Origin of the sequence: Nocardioides dokdonensis FR1436 (assembly GCF_001653335.1) — a bacterium.
GTDB classification, from domain to species: domain Bacteria; phylum Actinomycetota; class Actinomycetes; order Propionibacteriales; family Nocardioidaceae; genus Nocardioides; species Nocardioides dokdonensis.
The window spans coordinates 1875029-1893281 of sequence record NZ_CP015079.1 but is presented as its reverse complement, the minus strand read 5'-3'; the positions used below and the strand labels follow the sequence as shown (position 1 = coordinate 1893281).

Annotated in this window: 19 protein-coding genes; 6 read left to right on the top strand and 13 right to left on the bottom strand. The window is 72.0% G+C overall.

What is annotated here, in order from left to right:
• Positions 1–10: 10 nt before the first annotated feature.
• The 4 genes from I601_RS08935 to I601_RS08920 are packed head-to-tail and all read right to left on the bottom strand — an operon-like array spanning position 11 to position 3959.
• Positions 11–1174, bottom strand: a complete 1164-nt coding sequence (locus tag I601_RS08935; RefSeq protein WP_068108437.1) for an ABC transporter ATP-binding protein — start codon at positions 1172–1174, stop codon at positions 11–13.
• Between the two features lie 15 nt (positions 1175–1189).
• On the bottom strand, positions 1190–1996 hold the full coding sequence (locus I601_RS08930; protein WP_068108434.1) for an ABC transporter permease: 807 nt from the start codon (positions 1994–1996) through the stop codon (positions 1190–1192).
• On the bottom strand, positions 1996–2910 hold the full coding sequence (locus tag I601_RS08925) for an ABC transporter permease (protein ID WP_068108431.1): 915 nt from the start codon (positions 2908–2910) through the stop codon (positions 1996–1998). The genes I601_RS08930 and I601_RS08925 overlap by 1 nt, the downstream gene beginning before the upstream one ends.
• Complete coding sequence (locus I601_RS08920) at positions 2907–3959, bottom strand: ABC transporter substrate-binding protein (RefSeq protein ID WP_068108428.1); 1053 nt, start codon at positions 3957–3959, stop codon at positions 2907–2909. The genes I601_RS08925 and I601_RS08920 overlap by 4 nt, the downstream gene beginning before the upstream one ends.
• 209 nt (positions 3960–4168) lie before the next feature.
• Between I601_RS08920 and I601_RS08915 the strand changes: the two genes are divergently transcribed.
• From I601_RS08915 to I601_RS08905, 3 genes are all read left to right on the top strand, one after another.
• The gene (locus I601_RS08915) at positions 4169–4768 is read left to right on the top strand and encodes a TetR/AcrR family transcriptional regulator (RefSeq protein WP_068108425.1); all 600 of its coding nucleotides are present in this window, start codon (positions 4169–4171) and stop codon (positions 4766–4768) included.
• Between the two features lie 44 nt (positions 4769–4812).
• The gene (locus I601_RS08910) at positions 4813–6231 is read left to right on the top strand and encodes an MFS transporter (RefSeq protein ID WP_169834681.1); all 1419 of its coding nucleotides are present in this window, start codon (positions 4813–4815) and stop codon (positions 6229–6231) included.
• 215 nt (positions 6232–6446) lie between these two features.
• Positions 6447–7613, top strand: a complete 1167-nt coding sequence (locus I601_RS08905; protein ID WP_068108422.1) for a hypothetical protein — start codon at positions 6447–6449, stop codon at positions 7611–7613.
• Positions 7614–8050: 437 nt separating this feature from the next.
• On the opposite strand, the gene I601_RS08900 is transcribed toward I601_RS08905, so the two are convergent.
• From I601_RS08900 to I601_RS08890, 3 genes are all read right to left on the bottom strand, one after another.
• Positions 8051–9034: a hypothetical protein gene (locus I601_RS08900; RefSeq protein WP_068108419.1), complete on the bottom strand. Its 984-nt coding sequence runs from the start codon at positions 9032–9034 to the stop codon at positions 8051–8053.
• A gap of 187 nt (positions 9035–9221) precedes the next feature.
• Positions 9222–9980: a hypothetical protein gene (locus tag I601_RS08895; protein WP_068108417.1), complete on the bottom strand. Its 759-nt coding sequence runs from the start codon at positions 9978–9980 to the stop codon at positions 9222–9224.
• Positions 9981–10065: 85 nt separating this feature from the next.
• A complete protein-coding gene (locus I601_RS08890) occupies positions 10066–10464 on the bottom strand; it encodes a helix-turn-helix domain-containing protein (protein WP_068108414.1) in 399 nt (132 codons plus the stop codon).
• A gap of 220 nt (positions 10465–10684) precedes the next feature.
• Between I601_RS08890 and I601_RS08885 the strand changes: the two genes are divergently transcribed.
• Positions 10685–10894, top strand: a complete 210-nt coding sequence (locus I601_RS08885; RefSeq protein WP_157519993.1) for a hypothetical protein — start codon at positions 10685–10687, stop codon at positions 10892–10894.
• 9 nt (positions 10895–10903) lie between these two features.
• On the opposite strand, the gene I601_RS08880 is transcribed toward I601_RS08885, so the two are convergent.
• Together I601_RS08880 and I601_RS08875 are read right to left on the bottom strand one after the other, a co-directional pair.
• Positions 10904–11446 carry a hypothetical protein gene (locus tag I601_RS08880; RefSeq protein WP_068108408.1) on the bottom strand — a complete coding sequence of 181 codons (543 nt, stop codon included), beginning with the start codon at positions 11444–11446 and terminating at the stop codon, positions 10904–10906.
• A gap of 40 nt (positions 11447–11486) precedes the next feature.
• Positions 11487–12377, bottom strand: a complete 891-nt coding sequence (locus I601_RS08875) for an LLM class flavin-dependent oxidoreductase (protein WP_068108407.1) — start codon at positions 12375–12377, stop codon at positions 11487–11489.
• A 76-nt stretch (positions 12378–12453) separates the two neighbouring features.
• On the opposite strand from I601_RS08875, the gene I601_RS08870 reads away from it, so the two are divergent.
• Positions 12454–13272 carry an SGNH/GDSL hydrolase family protein gene (locus I601_RS08870; RefSeq protein WP_169834680.1) on the top strand — a complete coding sequence of 273 codons (819 nt, stop codon included), beginning with the start codon at positions 12454–12456 and terminating at the stop codon, positions 13270–13272.
• Here the strand turns inward: I601_RS08870 and I601_RS08865 are convergent.
• Positions 13263–14177 carry a LysR family transcriptional regulator gene (locus tag I601_RS08865; RefSeq protein ID WP_068108402.1) on the bottom strand — a complete coding sequence of 305 codons (915 nt, stop codon included), beginning with the start codon at positions 14175–14177 and terminating at the stop codon, positions 13263–13265. The two genes, I601_RS08870 and I601_RS08865, sit on opposite strands and share 10 nt — an antisense overlap.
• A 104-nt stretch (positions 14178–14281) precedes the next feature.
• Here I601_RS08865 and I601_RS08860 point away from each other — a divergent pair, with 104 nt between their 5' ends.
• Entirely contained in the window at positions 14282–14692 is a 411-nt protein-coding gene (locus tag I601_RS08860; protein WP_157519991.1) for a hypothetical protein, read from the top strand.
• Positions 14693–14724: 32 nt separating this feature from the next.
• Here I601_RS08860 and I601_RS08855 read toward each other — a convergent pair whose 3' ends face one another.
• The 3 genes from I601_RS08855 to I601_RS08845 all read right to left on the bottom strand — a co-directional run bounded on the left by I601_RS08855 (position 14725) and on the right by I601_RS08845 (position 18131).
• Positions 14725–15339, bottom strand: coding sequence for a CueP family metal-binding protein (locus I601_RS08855; protein WP_068108393.1), 615 nt, complete (start codon positions 15337–15339; stop codon positions 14725–14727).
• A 99-nt stretch (positions 15340–15438) separates the two neighbouring features.
• The gene (locus I601_RS08850; RefSeq protein ID WP_237089591.1) at positions 15439–16575 is read right to left on the bottom strand and encodes an IS110 family RNA-guided transposase; all 1137 of its coding nucleotides are present in this window, start codon (positions 16573–16575) and stop codon (positions 15439–15441) included.
• 293 nt (positions 16576–16868) lie between these two features.
• Positions 16869–18131 carry an HNH endonuclease signature motif containing protein gene (locus I601_RS08845; protein ID WP_068108387.1) on the bottom strand — a complete coding sequence of 421 codons (1263 nt, stop codon included), beginning with the start codon at positions 18129–18131 and terminating at the stop codon, positions 16869–16871.
• Positions 18132–18253 lie beyond the last annotated feature (122 nt).

The following is an 18253-nucleotide window of genomic DNA, read 5'->3' as shown; positions in this document are numbered from 1 at the left end:
CGTACGCCGCTCAGGGGCGCACCAGGCCGGCGCGGTGGTGGGGCACCTGCTCGCCGGAGTCGGACACGATCTGGCAGCGCTCGCTGGACCAGGTGGCCACGGCGCTGGCGCCGACGACCAGCCCGCGCTGGGCGGTGTCGGCGCGGGCCACGAGCCGGCGCCCGTCGGGCAGCGTCAGCTCCAGGCGCACCACGGAGCCGAGGTAGGTGACCTCGCTGATGGTGCCGCTGAGGGCGTTGTGACCGGCGGGCAGCGGCTCGCCGTCGGCGAGGATGCTCAGGTTCTCGGGGCGCACGACCATGGCACCGGGCCCGTCCACGGCACCGGAGGCGCAGGACAGGTGGGCCCCGCTGGTGGCGTCGCTGAAGGTGCCGGCCTCGACTCCGCCGGCGAAGACGTTGGACTCCCCCAGGAACTGCGCGGCGTACAGCTGGGCGGGACGCTCGTAGAGCTCCTCGGGGGTGCCGACCTGGACGATCTGGCCGTCGCGCAGCAGCGCGATCCGGTCCGACATCGCCAGCGCCTCCTCCTGGTCGTGGGTGACGAACACGAAGGTGATGCCGAGGTCGCGGTGCAGCCGCTTGATCTCGAGCTGCAGCTGCTCGCGCAGCCGCCGGTCCAGGGCACCGAGCGGCTCGTCGAGCAGGAGCAGCCGGGGCCGGAAGACGATGGCCCGGGCCAGCGCGACCCGCTGCTGCTGTCCGCCGGAGAGCTGCGACGGCATCCGCTTGGCCAGGTGACCGAGCTCGACCACGTCGAGCGCCTCCTGGACCCGCTGGGCGATGTCGGCCTTCGGCGTCTTGCGGCGACGCAGCGGGAAGGCGACGTTGTCGAAGACGCTCATGTGCGGGAAGAGGGCGTAGTGCTGGAAGACCATGCCGAGGTCGCGCTTGTGCGGGGCCACCCTGGTGAGGTCGGCGTCGTCGACGACGACCTGGCCCGAGGTGGCGGTGGTGAACCCGGCGATGATGTTGAGCAGGGTCGACTTGCCCGAGCCGCTCGAGCCGAGCAGCGTCAGGAACTCGCCGGCCCGGATCTCGAGGTCGACCCCGTCGAGCGCCCGGGCGCCCTTGTAGGCCTTGACGATGCCGCGCACCGAGACGGCCGCACCGTTGGTGGGCTCGGTGGGCGAGCCCGTGGCCGCCGTCGCGGCGGGGGTGATGGTCTGGTTCATGATCTGCTCCAGGTCCTAGCGCTGTCGGGCGAGCCGACGGGTACGGATGAGTTGGGTCAGGCCCCCGGTGGCGAAGACCGAGATGGTCACCAGCAGCAGCATCGTGGAGACGGCGGTGACGGTCGGGTCGATCTGGACCCGCACCCCCGACCACATCTGCACCGGCAGCGTGGTCAGCTCGGGGCCCGAGAGGAACAGGCTGATGACGACCTCGTCCCAGCTCGTGACGAAGGCGAAGAGCGCACCCGCCACCACGCTGGGCGCGATGATCGGCAGCGTGACCTTGATGAAGGTGACGAACGGGTTGGCGCCCAGGCTCATCGCGGCCTGCTCGAGGCGCTGGTCGTAGGAGGCGAGCCCGGCCGCGACGTTGATCGTCACGTAGGGCACCGCGACCGCGGTGTGGATCAGCACCAGGCCGAGGGTGGTCTGGGTCAAGCCGAGCTCGAGGGCGACGGCGTAGAAGGCCAGGCCGACGATCACGTAGGGCACCACCAGCGGGGCGATGACCAGCCCGGAGAGCAGCGCCTTGAGCCGCAGCCGGCCCCGGACCAGTCCCATCGCGGCGGCCGTGCCCAGCACCACCGCGCAGATGGTGACCAGCACCGCGACCCGCAGGCTGTCCATCAGGCTGGCCTGCCAGCGCGGGTCGGCGAAGAAGTTCTCGAACCAGCGGGTCGAGAAGCTGCTGGGCGGGAACTGCAGGAACGCGCTGTCGTTGAAGGACATCGGCACGATGACCAGCACTGGCAGCACCAGGGCCAGCCCGGTGAGGGCGGCCAGCGCGGCGAGTGCGCCACGGGTGAGTCGGCGAGTCAGCATCACGACTCCTTCCAGAACATGGCACGGACGTTGACGAAGCGGCTGACCACGGCCAGGAGGGCGAAGGTGGTCAGGAGCAGCACGGTGGCCAGCGCGGCGGCGAAGCCCCAGCGCAGCACGGTGCTGACCTGCTGGACGATGAGCTCACCGAGCATCACGTCGCTGGGTCCCCCGAGCAGGGCGGGGGTGATGTAGAAGCCCAGCGACTGGATGAAGACCAGGAGCCCGCCGGCGGCGATGCCCGGGATGCTCAGCGGCACGAAGATCCGCCAGAACGCGAAGGCCGGGCGGGCCCCGAGGCTCTCGCCGGCCTCGAGGAGGCGCCGGTCGATGCCCCGCATCGTGGCGTAGAGCGGCAGCACCATGAAGGGCAGCAGGACCTGGACCATGCCGATCAGGACGCCGGTGAAGTTGCGCACCATCGAGATCGGCGAGTCGATGAGACCCCACGAGATCAGGGTCTCGTTGACCGCCCCGGTGTCGCGCAGCAGCAGGAGCAGGGCGAAGGAGCGCACCAGCAGGCTGGTCCAGAACGGCACGAGCACGAGGATCAGCAGCGTGGTGCGCCAGAACGCCGGCGCGATCGTCATCAGGTAGGCGTAGGGGTAGCCGATGGCCAGGCAGATCAGCGTCACCGAGATGGCGGTGACGAAGGTGTTGACCAGGACGTCGAGGTAGACCCCGGACCCGAAGAAGGACTGGTAGTTGCCCAGGCCCAGGTCGGGGTCGGTGAAGCTGCGGGCGAGGATCATGCCCAGCGGCACCACGAGCACCAGGACCAGGAAGGCCGCCAGCGGCAGCACCAGCAGTCCCCACCCGTCGGCGAGGCCGCGCAGGCTCCACCGACGGGACCGAGGCTCCGGGGGACGCGCGGGTGGCTGCTCGACGGGGCGCTCGGGGGCCGCGAGGCTCACTTGGCCAGCCACTCGTTGAAGCGCTCGCTGACCGCGTCGTAGTTCTCCGCCCAGTACGTGTAGTCGATCACGATGGCGCGGGAGTCGTCGTTCTCGGGAGCGGTCGGCAGCTGGGGCAGCACGTCGTCGGCGACCAGGTCGAGGGCGGCGGGGTTGACCGGCGAGTACGCCGTGGCGTCGGCGTCCGCGGCCTGGCCCTCGAGGTCCTCCACGAAGTGGCCCATCCACTCCATGGCCAGGTCGGCGTTGGGGTAGCCCTTGGGGATCGCGATCTGGTCGTAGGACAGCAGGTGCTCCCCGAACTCGTTGGCGACCGGCTGGCCCTGCTTGACCGCGTCGAAGACGCGACCGTTCCAGGCCTGCACCAGCGGCGCCTCACCGCTGGCCAGCAGCTGGACCTGCTGGTCGCCGGTGTCGTAGAAGACGATGTCGTCCTTGATCGTGTCGAGCTTGGCGAACGCCCGGTCGATGTCGAGGGGGTAGAGGTCCTCGGCGGCGACCCCGTCGGCCAGCAGTGCGGCCTCGAAGATCCCGCCGGTCGCGTAGCGCCAGAAGCCGCGCTTGCCCGGGAACTCCTCGGTGTCGAAGAACTCGGCCCACGTGGTGGGGTGGGCGTCGGGGAAGACGTCGGTGTTGTAGGAGATCGTGAACGCGTACTGCAGGTTCGGGATCGCGCAGTCGTTGACGAACTGCGGGTCGAGGGCCGAGGTGTCGACGACGCTGGTGTCGATCTTCTCCAGGAGGCCGTCCTCGCAGGCGGTGACGGTGAAGTTGGGCTCGGCCTCGACGACGCCCCAGCTGACCTTGCCGGACTCGACCTGGGCGCGGAGCTTGGCGTAGTCGGTGGGCTGGTCCTGGAGGACCTCCACCCCGTTCTCCTCGGCCCAGGGGGCGACATAGGAGTCCACGTGGGCGCTCTGGGCGCTGCCGCCCCACATCACGACGGTCAGGCTCTCGCCGTCCTCGGCGGAGCTGCCGCCACAGGCGGTCACCGTCACGGCGAGCAGGCCGACGGCGGCCATGGCGAGGGGGCGGGGCGACAGGCGCATCGCGGTTCCTTTCAACGTGGCCGTGGACACCGACCGATGTTTGACTGGTGCGTCAGTTAGTGACACCACCATGCGATGCGGGTCACAGGAGTGTCAAGGGCCACATCGGTAAATTGACCGGCGAGTCAAACAACTCGGATCGCCACAACGCCCATTCTGCCTGACTTTAGCCCTAGCGGATTGACTGGCCCGTCAGTTAGTGTGCCGTCATGAGCCGAGTCTCCGAGAGCGGGCGCCGCGACCAGATCCTGCGCGCCACCTGCGAGGTCATCGCCGACCAGGGGTTCCGCTCGCTGCGCGTCTCCGACGTGGCCAAGCGCATCGGGACCGCGACCGGCACCGTGCACTACTACTTCCCGACCAAGCGCGACCTGCTGCACGCGGCCTTCGAGCACAACTTCTCCCGGTCGCTGGAGCGCCGCCGGCAGATCATCGACGCCGAGGACGACCCGCTGACCCGACTGCGTGCGCTCGTGGAGTCGTACCTCCCGGAGGGCGAGGAGACCGAGCGCGCCTGGCGGGTCTGGGCCGAGCTGTGGATCGAGGCGCTGCACGAGCCCGAGCTGCAGGTGATCAACGACGCGGTCTACGGCGAGTGGCGCGCGATGATGGCCGGGCTGATCCGGGAGTGCCAGGAGCAGGGGCTGGTGCGCCAGGGTGACGCCGTGATCCACACCAACCTGCTGATCGGTGCCGTGGACGGCCTCGCGATCCAGGTGATCCTGGGCTCCCGCTCGATGACCATCGACCGGATGCGCCAGGTCTGCACGACCTACCTCGACTCGCTCGTCGAGGACGTCCACGTCTGACGCCCCGTCGGCGCCGCCGCTCCGGCGGCGCCTAGGTTCGGGTGGTGAGCACGCACCCGACCACCGCACCCCCGCGTGCCCTGCTGCCCACCCTGGTCCTGCTGACCTCGATCACGGCGCTGGTCAGCAGCCTCGGCGCCCCGCTGGTGCCCACCGTCGCCGAGGCGTACGACGTCCGGCTGACGACGGCGCAGTGGTCGCTGACCGCGGCGCTGCTGGCCGGGGCCGTGTCGACCCCGGTGGTGGGCCGGTTCGCGAGCGGGCGGCTGCGGCGACCCACGATCCTGGTCGGGCTGGGGGTCGTCACGCTGGGCACCCTGGTCTCGGCGCTCTCCGCGACGCTGGGCGCCTCGGACGGCGCGTTCGCGGCGCTGGTCGCGGGCCGGGCGCTGCAGGGCGTCGGGATGGCGCTGCTGCCGCTGGCGATCGCGGTGGCCCGCGACGTGCTGGCCGGGGAGCGCCAGGAGCGCGCGATCGCGCTGCTCTCGGTGACCACGGTGGCCGGTGCCGGGCTGGGCTACCCCGTCACCGCGGTCGTGGCCGAGCTCGGCGGGCTGGGAGCGGCGTACGCGCTGGGCGGGGTGCTGAGCGGGGTGACCCTGCTGCTGGCCTGGCGGCACCTGCCGGGCAGCGCGACCGTGGCACCCGCGCGGGTCGACTGGGCCGGTGCGGTGCTGCTCAGCGCGGCGATGCTGGCGGTGCTGCTCGCGGTCTCCGAGGGCGAGGTGTGGGGCTGGGCCTCGGTGCGCACGCTCGGCCTGGGCGGTGCGGGGCTCCTGGCGCTGGTGGTCTGGGTGCGCTGGACGCTGCGCAGCGCGACCCCGCTGGTCGACCTGCGGCTCGCGGTGCGCCCCGGCGTGGCCGCGCCCAACCTGGTCGCGGCGGTGGCCGGGCTGGGCATGTACGCGCTGCTGACCCTGGTCGTGGTGCTGGTGCGCACCGACGAGCCCGGCTTCGGGCTGGGCCGGTCGGTGGTGGTCGCCGGGCTGATCCTGGTGCCCTACTCGCTGATGAGCGTCCTGGGCAACCAGCTCGCCCTGCTGGTGCGCGCGCGGCTGGGCAGCCGCTGGCTGCTGCCGACGGGCTGCTCGATGTTCCTGGCCGCGACCCTGAGCCTGGGGCTCTTCCACGACCACCTGTGGCAGGCCTCGCTCGCGATGACGCTGGGCGGCGCCGGGTCCGGCTTCACGTTCTCCAGCCTCGCGGTGCTGATGGTCCCGCACCTGCCGGCGGCCGAGACCGGCTCCGCGGTCGCGTTCAACCAGGTGCTGCGATACCTGGGCTTCACCGTCGGCAGCGCGCTCAGCGTCGCGCTGATGGCGGCGTACGGCGGTGGCGCGGACGGGTTCCGGGCCGCACTGCTGACCCTGGCCTCGGTGTGGGTGGTCGCCGGGGTCGGTGCGGTGCTGCTCGACCGGGCCGCCGCACCCCCCACCCGCGACCCGGCCCAGATATCACCCTGACCCGGCCCAGATATCACGCCGACCCGGCCCAGATGTCCCCTCGAGTCGGCCCGAGCTGTCGCCCGCCACTGACCCGTCTCAGGAGATGGTGCCGGCGCCCTCGGCCTCGGCTCGTGAAGTCCCCCGCGCATTCACAGCCCGCCTGATCCGCCGGGTTCTCCACAGGCCCGACGCTCCCCCTCACGGCAGCTCCCGCGTCGGCGCAGGGTCGTCGCATGAGCCGTCCACGCAAGCCGTCCCGTCCCTACCGCTCCGTCGCGAGCCAGATGACGCCCGCGCACCACGTGGCGCTCGAGGCCTTCCAGGCCGCCGAGCTGCGCGGCGACTGGGCCGGGGCGCTGCGCCACTACCGGCGGATCCCGATGTTCCGCGACGCCACGCACGGCGAGCAGCTGGAGCTGCTGGCCACGCTCGGCGACGACGCCCCCGGGTGGCTGGTGGCGCGCTGGCTCACCGAGCTGGCGCGTCGCCACGACGACGACCGGGACCGACAGCGGAGGGCCTTCGAGCTCGGGATGGCGGTGGCGCACCCGCACGGGGTCGACCTCGACGCCCTCGACCTCGAGCACCCGCAGCAGGCCACCCCGCAGCTGTGGGCGCGTGACTGGGTGGTGCGGCAGGTGCAGGTCTACGAGCTGCACGCGCTCGAGGACCTCCTCTGCCCGCACTGCCCGCCCATCGACTTCTCCCCCGACCTGCTCGGGCGCGCCGGGCGGATCGTGGACTGGCGGTACGCGCCGATGGGCGGCTACCGGCTCGGACCGCTCGAGGAGCACCGCACCCTGGTCGACGCCCGCACCGGCGCGGCCCTCGAGGTGCTGGACCTCGGGCTCGGCGAGCAGGCGCCGGAGGACGCCCACGTGCTCGGCCGGGTGGTGCCGATCGACGAGGAGCCGGGCCTGGCCCTCGAGTGGCGACCGCTGGTGGTGGACGAGGCGACCGCGACCGCCGTGGCCGGCAAGCCCCCCGGCTGGCTGGAGATCCTCAGCACCCGGATCGCGAGCGGACGGCTGCCGAGCGGGCTGACGCTGCAGGCCGAGTCCTCGATCTCCGCCGACCTGCCGCACCGGTCCTGGGTCGCGCTGCTGGGCCGGGACCCGGAGCGTCGCCTCGACCAGCGGCCCGGCACGCTCGTGGGCCAGGCGGTGGCGGTGGCGCTGCGGATGGTCCGCGACGACCCGGGTGGTGCCCTGGCGCGTCGGCACACGATCGCCGAGCTCCTGCTCGACCCGCACCTCAACGCCGACCGGCTGGCCCGGTTCGCCACCTCGGCCCACCTGGACACGTGGATGACGCTGCGCGAGATGGTGCCGGCGCACGCGCGCGGACGCTGCGAGGAGATGTCCCTGTGGTGCGACGCCGCCGGGGACCAGGCCGGCTGACGTCGGCGGGCAGAGTAAGGCGGGTGTCCGGGCCGGCGGGAGTCTCAAGACCGCGGGCCCGGGCATCCGCAGGACCAATATGCGCCGGCGCGCCGCCGCCCCGCGAGCCCCGCAGCGCCGATTCATAGATATTGGGTAGACCGCCTGCCTGGACACCATCTCGGTGCGCGGCACCCCGAGCGAGTGCGCGGCCGAGCTCGTCACCGCGCTGCGCGGGTGAGCCGCCGCGGGGCGTCGCCGATGTGGAGTAAAGACAGCCCCGAGCCCTCCACCACGTCCGGGTGGCGGATCTCCACCTGAATCGGGGTGGACGGGGCGCCGGGGCCCCGACCCGGGAAACGTCGGGGCCCCGGTCCCCGCACACAGCACGTCGCCGAACTCCTCGGCGGCCTCGGTGGTCATGGCCGCGGCGGTCGGGCGGGGGACGCCAGCCACCCTCAGCGGGCCCGCACCGACCGGCTCAGGTCGCTGATCGGGCTGAACCCGGCTCCTGTCTTGGCCTCGACCTGGAAGCGCCACTTCCCGGACCGGCCCACGGGGAAGTCGAAGCGGGTGGCAGGGGCGTCGGTCCAGCGCTCGACCCGTGCGGGCGCGCCCTGCCGGTCGACGGGCCCGTGGCCCGTGATCCGGTAGCAGCACTGCTCGCCACCGCCCCAGCCCGTCGGCGGGGTCCACGCGACCCGCACGCTCAGCCCACCGCCCTTCCTCCCAGGCTTGACGGTGGGGGCGGCCATCTGGTCGGGCAGGTCGTAGGTGCGCGCGACGACGCTGAGCGCCTCGCCGGCGCCATGCACGTTGACCCCACGCACACCGATCTCGTAGTCGGTGCCAGCCTGCAGCCCGCTCACCTGGGCCAGCAGCGTCCGCTTGATCCCCTGCTTGACCTTCGTCGGCACCACGACACCGTCGACGAAGACCTCCCACGACCTGGCCTGGTCGTACTTGGCGTACTTCCACTTCAGGGCGAACCCGCCCGCGCGCGGACGCGGGTTGATCTCGACCGCCTGGCCCGGCACGTCCTCGTAGACGACCTTGAACGGCAGGAAGTCGCCGTCCCCGGCGGGCGAGATGGTCTGTATCCACCCGCGGTAGGTGGTGCCGACGCCGCGGGTGGCCACCTCGATGAACGGCTTGTCGACGACGTAGGAGGCCTCTGCATCGTCCTCCCACGCGCTGAGGGCGACGCGGTAGCGCAGGTCGTCGGCGTCCTCGCCCTTCGGGTGCTGCCAGTCGAGCCGCAGCACGTCGTCGACGGGCCGGCTGGTCACCTGGAGCCCGGTGGCCGGACCGGGCGAGACGGCACGCACGACTGCGGCGGGCGGGGCGGCCGACGCGGCCGGCAGCACCAGCGCCATGCCCGGGACCATCAGCAGGGTGGCCAGCGGCGAGAGGAGGCGGCGTACGCCGCGCGGTGGGGTCACAACCCCGAAGGTAAAGGACCGTGGCTCGACAACGGAGTGCTTTCGCTCAGATCCGACCTCGCGCGCACGAATGGCCCCCGCACGTGCGAGGACCCCCGCACCCTGGTGGGTGCGGGGGTCCTGGTGCCTCAGCTCCGTGCGCTCGTCATCGCGTGACCGATTCGACGAGCGTGGAGGTGGGGGTCCTTCAGTCGCCGATCTTCTTGGCGGCCTCGGTGGTCGCCGTGGCGGCGTTCTCGGCGGTCTTGGTCGCGGCGGTGGTGGTCGCCTTGGCCGAGGACTGCGCGGGGGCGGCCGACTTCTTGGCGGTCGTCGCGGTGGACTTGGCGGCCGTCTTGGTGGCGGTCGCGGTCTTCTTCGCGGCGGTCTTGGTGGCGTCGGTCGAGGTCTTCGCGGCGGTCTTCGTCGCGGTGGTCGACTTCTTGGCGGCCGTCTTGGACGTCGTCGAGGCCTTCTTGGCGGTGGTGGTGGCCGCCTTGGTGCCCTGCGTCTTCGCGGTCTTCGCCTTGGCCGTGGTGGTCTTGGCGGAGGAGGCCGTGGCCTTGGTGGACTCCTGGCGACGGATGCGGGTCACCAGGGTCTCGCCGCGCTTGACCAGGTCGGTGTAGGTCTCGGTGGCGCTCTCCTGGACCTTGCCCGGCAGGGCGAGGGCCTCGGTCTGGAGCTCGGCGACGCGGGCCTCGATGGCGCTGCGGCGGGCCTTGGCGTCCTCGGTCAGGGCGTCGACGCGGGCGTTGACGGTGGTGACGGCCTGCTTGCGCAGCGTCTCCGGCTTGAAGTCGAGGTCGGAGACCGACTTCTGCACGTCGGCGACGCGGGTCGAGACGTCCTTCTGGACGACGGCGACGTAGTCGCGCACGGACTCGACGACGAGGTCGGCCACACCGGCGTAGGCGTACAGGCCCTTGGTGGCCTCGGACTTGATGTCGAACTTGGTCTTGGCCATGGTCGGCTCCTTCGGTTGAGATCCCGACGGTGTCGGGTGGTCTGTGGGGCGCCGCTCACACGAGCGGCGTACGACGGGTGGTCGCTCAGTCCTCGTCGGTGACGGGCGGTGCCGGGTCCGTTGGACCAGCGCCGTTCATGGCGAGGAAGGACTGGTAGACGTCGAGCAACGACTGCTTCTGGCGCTCGGTGAGCGCCGGGTCGTTCAGCACGGACAGCTCCACGGACCCACCGACGCCATCGTCTGGACTGACGATGCCGGCGCGGATGTAGAGCTGCTCGGCGGAGATGCGCAGCGCCCGTGCGATCTGCTGCAGCACCTCGGCGGACGGCTTGCGCAGCCCGCGCTCGATCTGGCTGAGGTACGGGTTCGACACGCCGGCCTGCTCGGCGAGCTGCCGCAAGGAGAGCTGCGCAGTGGTGCGCTGCTCCTTGAGGTAGTCGCCCAGTGTCTCGACGGCGCTCGAGACCTTTCCCTTTGTCATGCCTCCATCATGCTTGCTCCTGCTAGCGCTTGCAAGTGCAAGCGCGTGTGTGACGAGTCACTACTGTCGAGTAACCCTCATGAAACAAGGCGAAACGTCTCGCTAGCCATGGCTAGCGGCTTCGCCGAGGTGGTCAGGATGCGCTAGCACGCCGCATCGAGCCGCTCCCCCGGCGGACCGCTGTGCGGGGCCGGTGCACGCCCACGACTATCGTCAGCGGGTGCAGCGCCGACGCCTGATCGCCATCGCGGTCTACCTCGTGACCTCGGTGCTCGCGCTGCTGCTGATCGCCGGGCACGGGCCGTGGGCGGGCCGGGTGCTGTTCAGGGTCAGCGAGAGCCACGGCTTCAACACCGGCGACGTCCCGGTGATCCTGCTGTGGGCCGCGGCGATGGCCTGCTGCGCCGCGTTGTGGCGCGACACCCGGTAGCGCCTGCGGTCACCCGGCAGCGGCAGGCCGCCTCGGCCAGACGGTGTGGCCGAGCGCCCACAGCAGGTCGACCACCCACCAGATGCCGAGCAGCGGCAGCACGGACAGCAGCGGCTCGGTGCGCTCGGCGTCCTGCACCAGGACGGTCAGCAGCCCCAGCACCCCGGCTGCGATGCCCACCGCGAGCGTCGTGCGCGCGACGTCCTTCCAGCAGCCCCGGGCGTAGGCCCAGCCGTAGAGCTTGACCGGCGGCGGGCCGCCGGCGAAGCGGTGGGCGACACGGGTGTCGGCCCACCGGATCATGGCGGGCCCGTGGGCCAGCGAGAGGCCGAGGTAGAGCGCGGCGAGGCCATGGAAGAAGGTGGCGGTGCCGCCACGCTCGAGGTCGACGACCACCGCGACGAGCAGGACGACGTCGATCACCGGCGTCGCTGCCAGCAGGACCGCCCCGAGGCGTCGCCGCCGCCACCCGTAGCGGGCCAGCAGGCCGAGCGCGACGACGACCCAGAAGGCGATCTCGCAGCCAATGATGACGCTCAGCACGAGGTCCACGGGCGTTCTCCTCTCAGCGGTACGGGCACGGGAGCGCCCCTCAGCCCAGGCGTCGTACGACGTCCGCGGCGGCGGCGAGCTGCTCGCGGTCGCAGGAGGTCGGGATGAGCTGCACCTCGTCGCAGCCGATGCCGGCGAAGCCGCGCAGCACCTCCTCGAGCTCCTCGACCGTGCCGGCGAACCCGGTGGTGGGCGCCATCGCGTCGACCAGCTCGACGGGGTACCAGTTCATGTAGTGGCGCAGGTGCCGGTGCACCTGCTCGCGGGCGGACCCGTCGCCGTCGTCGAGGGCGAACCAGAAGGACGTGGTCAGCTTCGGCGCCTCACGCCCGGCCGCGGCCCAGGACTCGCGGGCCAGGTCGAAGAGCGCGGACACCCCGTCCAGGTCGAGGTCGAGGGAGACCCCGGCCAGCCCGTCGGCCCAGCCGGCGGCGTGCTTGATGGTGCGCGGGCCGAGGGTGCCGACGTACACGGGCGGCCCGCCGACCTGCAGCGGCGCGGGCCCGACGGGCAGGGTGGCCTCGACGACCTTCTCGCCGGCCCAGACGCGGCGCAGCACCGCGACCCGGTCGGCCATCTCGGCCATCGTGCGGGTCTCGAGCGGGGCGCCGGCGGCGCGGTAGTCCTCCTCGCGCCCACCCACCCCGACGCCGAGGGTCAGCCGGCCCCCGCAGAGCCGGTCGGCGGTGGCGAGCGCCTTGGCCAGCGGCACCGGCTCGTGCAGCTGCGGCACCACGATGGTCAGTGCGATCGCCACCCGGCTCGTCCACGCGGAGACCGCGCCGAGCAGGGTGAGGGTCTCGGGGTTGTCGAAGGCCATCCGCTCGCCGAAGCACAGCGACGACCACGGCCCGGCGTCGATCTCGCGCGCCCACCGCTCGAGGGTGTCGGGGGCCGACCACAGGTCGGGCTCCATCACGGGCAGTGTCATACCAATGTCCACGGCCGCACTCTCCCAGAGCCACGGCGCCCCCGCCGGGCAAGTCCCGATCCCCTACGCTGCCAAGGTGCGCCGCGGACACGACTTCCCTCTCGCCGCCCTCCTGATCGTGCTGCTCGCGCTCGGGGTCGTGGGTGGGACCGGCTACGCCTGGACGCAGTTCAACGACCGCATCGCCGAGGACACCGACGTCGAGTCCGTCGTCGACCCGGGGGGCAGCGACGACCGCCTGCCCGACGCCCCCGGCCTGCCCGACGCCTCCCCCAGCGAGCCTGCGGAGCCGGCCTACGAGCCGCCGACCTTCGACACCCTCACCCCGACCGCGAACCGGCCCCGCCCGGTGCTGCTGCTCCTCGGCGACGGCTGGGCGGCCGGCGACGGCGCCTCCACCGAGAAGGCGTCGTACGCCGCGCTGCTGGCCGACGACCTCGGCTGGGACGTGCGCACCGTCGCCGAGTCCGGGGCCGGCTACACGGTGCCGGGCCTGGGCGGCAGCACGATCCTCGACATGTTCGCCGGCGCCCCGCTCGGCTCGATCGACCCCGACGCCGTCCTGGTGCAGGCCGGGTACGCCGGCGCCACCGACACGAAGGCCGTGACCCGGGCGATCGCCGACCTGGGCGAGCAGATCGCCGCCGACCTGCCCGACACCCCGGTGGTCGCGGTCAGCTCGTTCCGCCCCGACGGGGTGAAGGCGAAGCAGGAGGCGAAGATGACGAAGGCGTGGCGCGACCTCGACGGCACCCTGGTGCTGCGCCCGAGCAAGGAGGGCTGGGCCGACCTGCCCACCGGCGCGGCCGGCAACCCCCTCGACGCCGGCCACCAGACGATCGCCACCAGCCTCGAGCAGGCCCTCCGCGACAGCGGTCTCGTGCCTCAGTCCTGATCCGCCAGCTCCAGCGCGGCCACGGCCCGTGCGGTGCTGCTCAGGAACGCCTGCATCGCCGGGCTGTCGGCCCGCTCGTGGCGGGCCAGCAGGATCCGGCGGCGCAGCGGCCGCGAGACCCGGTGCAGGGTGATCCCGTCGCCCGGCAGGAAGGTGCGGCCCAGGTCGGAGACCAGGGTGACGCCGAGCCCGGCGGCGACCATGGCGAGGGCGGTCGCCTGCCCGTCCACCTCGTGGGTGGTCCGGACCTCGAAGCCGGCGTCGCGGCAGGCGGCCCGGACCGCCCTGCCGTAGTAGCTCTGCGGTCCGGAGATGATCCAGTCGTGGTCGGCCAGGTCGGCGAGCCGGATCGTGCCGGGCGCCAGCTGGCCGGTCGCGGCCGCGACGTGGAGCCGGTCGTCCATGACCGGCACGAGGGCGAGCCCGGCGGTCCAGGGCTCGGTCGCGTCGGGGTAGTCGATCAGGAAGGCGAGGTCCAGGTGGCCGTGGGCGAGCTGCATCCCGGCCTCGTCGGGATCGGTCTCCCGGGTGCGGACGCGGATCTCGGGGCGCCGACGCCCCAGGTCGGTGACGACCTGCGGGACCAGGCCCGCGGCGACGGTGCTGAAGACCCCGACGGTCAGCTCGACGGCCACGAGGTCACGCACGTGCTCGACCGCGCTGCGGGCGTCGCGCTCCGCGGCGAGCAGGATCTCGGCGTGGTGCAGCAGCACCTGCCCGACCTCGGTGAGCACGACGTGGCGGCCGCGGCGCTCGAGCACCGGGGCGCCCACGTCCCTCTCCAGCGCGGCCATCTGCTGGGAGACGGCGGACGGCGAGTAGTGCGTCGCGAGGGCCGCCGCGTTCACACCGCCGTGGTGCGCGACCTCGCGGAGGATGCGCAGGCGGTGAAGCCGGAGCTCCATGCAGGAACTCTAAACTCTGACCCCCGATTGTCGCCATGGACGAGAACGGTCGCGGCGTCCACAGTGGAGGTCGGGTTCGACTGCGAGGGGGCAGCACGGTGGGGATGCGTGATTCTCGGGACCGCAGCACCGCCGCGGCACGGGCCGTCGAGCTGCGCTCGGCCGCGAGGAGCGTGGCGTACGGCGCCCGGGTCGAGGGGTTGGCCGGGCCGGGCGAGGCGTACGTCGTCCTCGGCTGCCTGGGGATGACCTCGCAGGCCACCCAGGACGGGGCGCGGGCGGTCGCCGCCTGGCTGGTCGACGCGCAGGAGGCGCGGCGGTTGACGGTGCGCGAGGGTCCGTTCGTCGGCGAGCCTGAGGCGGCCGTCGCGGTGGTCGCCGACGCCCTCACCCGCGCCCTGGCCGCCGGCGCGGAGGTCCAGGCCCAGCTGGAGCGCGCCCAGATCGCGGCCGCCGACATCGGCGCACTGCCGCCACGCTCGCCCGGGATTCGTCAGGGGTCCCGCCGGTGGTGACGCGACGGTGGTGACGCGGCGGCGTACGACGCTCAGGTGAGGCGCAGCCCGGTGAGGCAGGTCGGGTCGTCGGCGTCCATGGTCGCGACCGGCACCGTGCCGGTGCGCCCGTCGTGCTCGATGGTCAGGGTCCCCTCGAGGTCGCGCGGCACCCACAGCCCGACGAAGCCGTTGTCGTAGGTCTCGCGGGTCTCGTCGATCAGCACGTCGCCGTCGGCGTCGGTGAGCACGACCTGCACCGTCTCGTTGCCGAGCTCGCCGACGCAGGTGGTGAGGCTGTGGAAGTGGCACTCATGGGTCTGCTCGCGGTAGGGCGCGACCGAGATGTAGACCTCGTCGGTCGGCATCGGCAGCCAGGTCTCGCGGTCCTGGTCGTCGGTGAGCACGACGGCGTCCGGCTGCACGGAGGCGAGCAGGTCGGTCGGGCGCTCGGCCAGCGGCAGCGTGTCGAGCCGCTCGATGACCTCAGCGGTGTCGAGGCCGGCGAGGTCGTGGGTGGACAACAGGTCGCCGGCCGCGTCCGACTGGGCGGCGGACGACGGCGGCTGCGGGTCCGAGCCGGCACACCCGGCGAGCACCAGTGCGCAGGCGAGGACTGCGGTGGCGGCGACCAGCCGTCCTCGTCGGAGCGGGAGGGGGTAGCTCATGAGGCGGTCCTTCGCAGCGGGGGTTCAGGCGGCATGCCGATTGTCCCAGGGCCGCCCCCGTGGGTTGAGCAGGGAGGAGCACCCCACCGTTGGATGCTCCTATGGATGGTCAAGTCCGTGGTGGGGGTTGATCAGGGCGGGGTAGATCTCGCGGGTGATGTAGCGCTTGAGGATGCGGGCTGCTTCGCGTTTGGAGAGGTCGCGTTGGTTGACGCGGCGGGCGAGGTAGGTCTTGGTGGGTTTGTGCCAGCGCATTCGTGAGAGCAGGACGCGGTGGATGGCAGCGTTGGCCTGACGGTCGCCGCCGCGGTTGAGCCTCGTGCGGTGGGTTTGGCCTGAGGAGGCCGGGACCGGCGCGGTGCCGACGAGCATCGCGAAGGCTGCTTCGGTGTGGATGCGTTCGGGGTTGGCGCCGGCGGTGACCAGGAGCTGTCCGGCGCAGTCGTGTCCGATGCCGTTGATGGCCATCAGGGCGGGGTTGATCTGTTCGACCAGGGGGTGGATCAGCGCCTCGAGGTCGGTGATCTCCTCGCTGAGGTGGCGGTGACGGCGGGCGAGGCTGCGCAGGGCGGCCTTGGTGGCGTGCAGGGGCTCTGCGATGTGCGCGGGGTCGGGTCGCAGTGCGGCGCAGGTGCGCACCAATGTGGGGGTGTCTAGGTGACGCAGGCGGTGGCGTAGGTCGTCCTCGGCGGTCACGATCAGTGCTTTGATCTGGCGCACGACGTCGGCGCGTTGCTGGACTGCTGAGCGTCGAGCGACACGCAGGTTGCGCAGCGCTTCGATGCGTCCGTCGCGGGCCTTGGGAGTGCCGGTGTGCGCTCCCGACCACGCCGCGCGGGCGGCGGCTTCGGCGTCGACGGGGTCGGACTTGCCCTTGAGCCGGCGCGTGCGTCGATCTGGTCGATCGACCTCGATCAGGTCGGCGGTGGTGGCTGTGGCCAGGTGGCGTGCGAGTCCTAGGCCGTAGGCGCCGGTGCCCTCGATGCCGATCATCAGCACCGGTCCGAACGATTCCAGCCAGGCCAGCAGGGCCCGATGGCCGGATGTGTCAGCGTCGAAGTATTCGATGCCTAGCAGGCGTCCCAGTGAGTCGAGGGCGGCAGCGACGTGCTGATCGCGGTGGGTGTCGACTCCGCCGATCACCCCGACCCGTGGCGACGGCGGATCACCGAAGGCAGCGCTGGTCTCCTCGTGGGTGCAGTGCGATACGGGTGGTGCAGATGTCATGGTGGTCATGCCGTCTCCTCTTGTGGTGGCGGTGGCGCCAGCCAGGCGAGGGCAGCGGACAGGACAGTGATCAGTGACGGCTGGGCACAAGCTCCTATGAAGTCACGAGGCCCCCGCCTGGCTGGGTGCAGCACCCGGCAGCAGACCGACCGACAGATCCAGCGATGGACACCATGGTCAGTCGAGCAGCGAGTCAGGACGACCTGCCACCAGGCACTCCATTCGTATCGTCACTGTCGAGCAGGGAGGCGCCCCGGCGCCGACCGCCCGTCGAGACCCCGTGAGAACCGAGCAGAGCTCTCCTACGTCCGCCGGTGGAACCGCACCTGGTTGTCGGCGCCGACATCGACCTCGTACTCCGGGTCGTGGATGCGGCGGTGGTGGAACGGGCAGAGCAGCCGGCCCCGGGCGAGGTCGGTGTGGCCGTGGCAGGACCAGGGGTCGTCGTGGTGGGCGTGGCACATCGCCGGCGGGGCGTCGCAGCCCTCGGCGGTGCAGCCCCGATCCCGCACCGCAAGGGCGAGCCGCTGGGCGTAGGTGAAGAACCGCTTGGTCCGGCCGACGTCGAGGGGCTGGCTCTTCCCGCCCAGCACGACCGGGACGATCCCGGACTCGCACGCCAGCCGCCGTGCGGTCGCGGCGGAGACCCGGGCGCCGGTGTCGAGGGTCGCGGCAGCGAGTCCGCCCATCAGCGAGGCTGCGGTCATGGTGACCACCACGGTGGCGTTCACCCCGCCCGCACGGGGCAGAGTCGTCGGGTCGAGGCGCTCGATGAGCTCCACGAACGCCGCACCCAGACGCTGTGCGGTGGGCCGACGTACGGGCAGGGGTGCGTCGTCCTGGCCGTCTTGTCCGGTGCGCGTAGCGATCTGGTGCTTGGGTGCGGCGAACGCCAGCAGCGCCCGCTCCAGCATCTGCCCCACCAGCAGCGGCACCGTGAAGGACCCCTTGCAGCGGCCCTCGCCGTCCTGACGGATCCGGAACACCGCCGCCTTCTCCGCCTCACGCTCGGCCTTGGCGAGCTGCTCGGCCTCCCACGCCTCGGCGACCTCCGGGGCGACGACCTCGAGGATCCGACGCCCCAGGATCCTCAACGCCTTGGCGTCGTGGACCTCGCCGTAGGCGACCAGCGCCTTCGCGGCCTGCTCCAGCACCGAGGTGTCCAGGTCGTCGGGCAGGACGTCCAGCGCGTTGACGATCACCGACGCCTGCTCCGCGACCAGGTCGCCACGCCCCAGCGCCTCCCGCACCACGCCGTACCGGGTCAGACCGGTGGCGAGGTGGACCTCGCGGAACGACTCCCGCTTCGTCGACCGGGTCACGTACGCGTGCCACACCGCCAGCGACGGCGAGGCGTTGCGATCCTGGACCGCCACAGCCTCCGCCTGCACCAGCGCCCGGGAGCGGAGCTCGACCAACCTCGCCTCAGCCCGCGCGATCTGCACCAGCACCTCAGCGGCGTCAGCCTGACCCATCGACCACGCCGGGGTCTCAGCGACGTCGTCCAACACCGAGTGCACCCGCGCGACAGCGTCGCCGATGGGGTGCAGCGCCGTCGTGGCCATGGGAACATTCTCCCAAGCCGCTAGGTAAAACACCAGGTCAAATAGCGTTTTCCACAGGCAGATCGAAAACTTTTTCGGGCGTGCACAAAGTGACTGCTCGAGGGTGCAGAAGTGACCGCTCG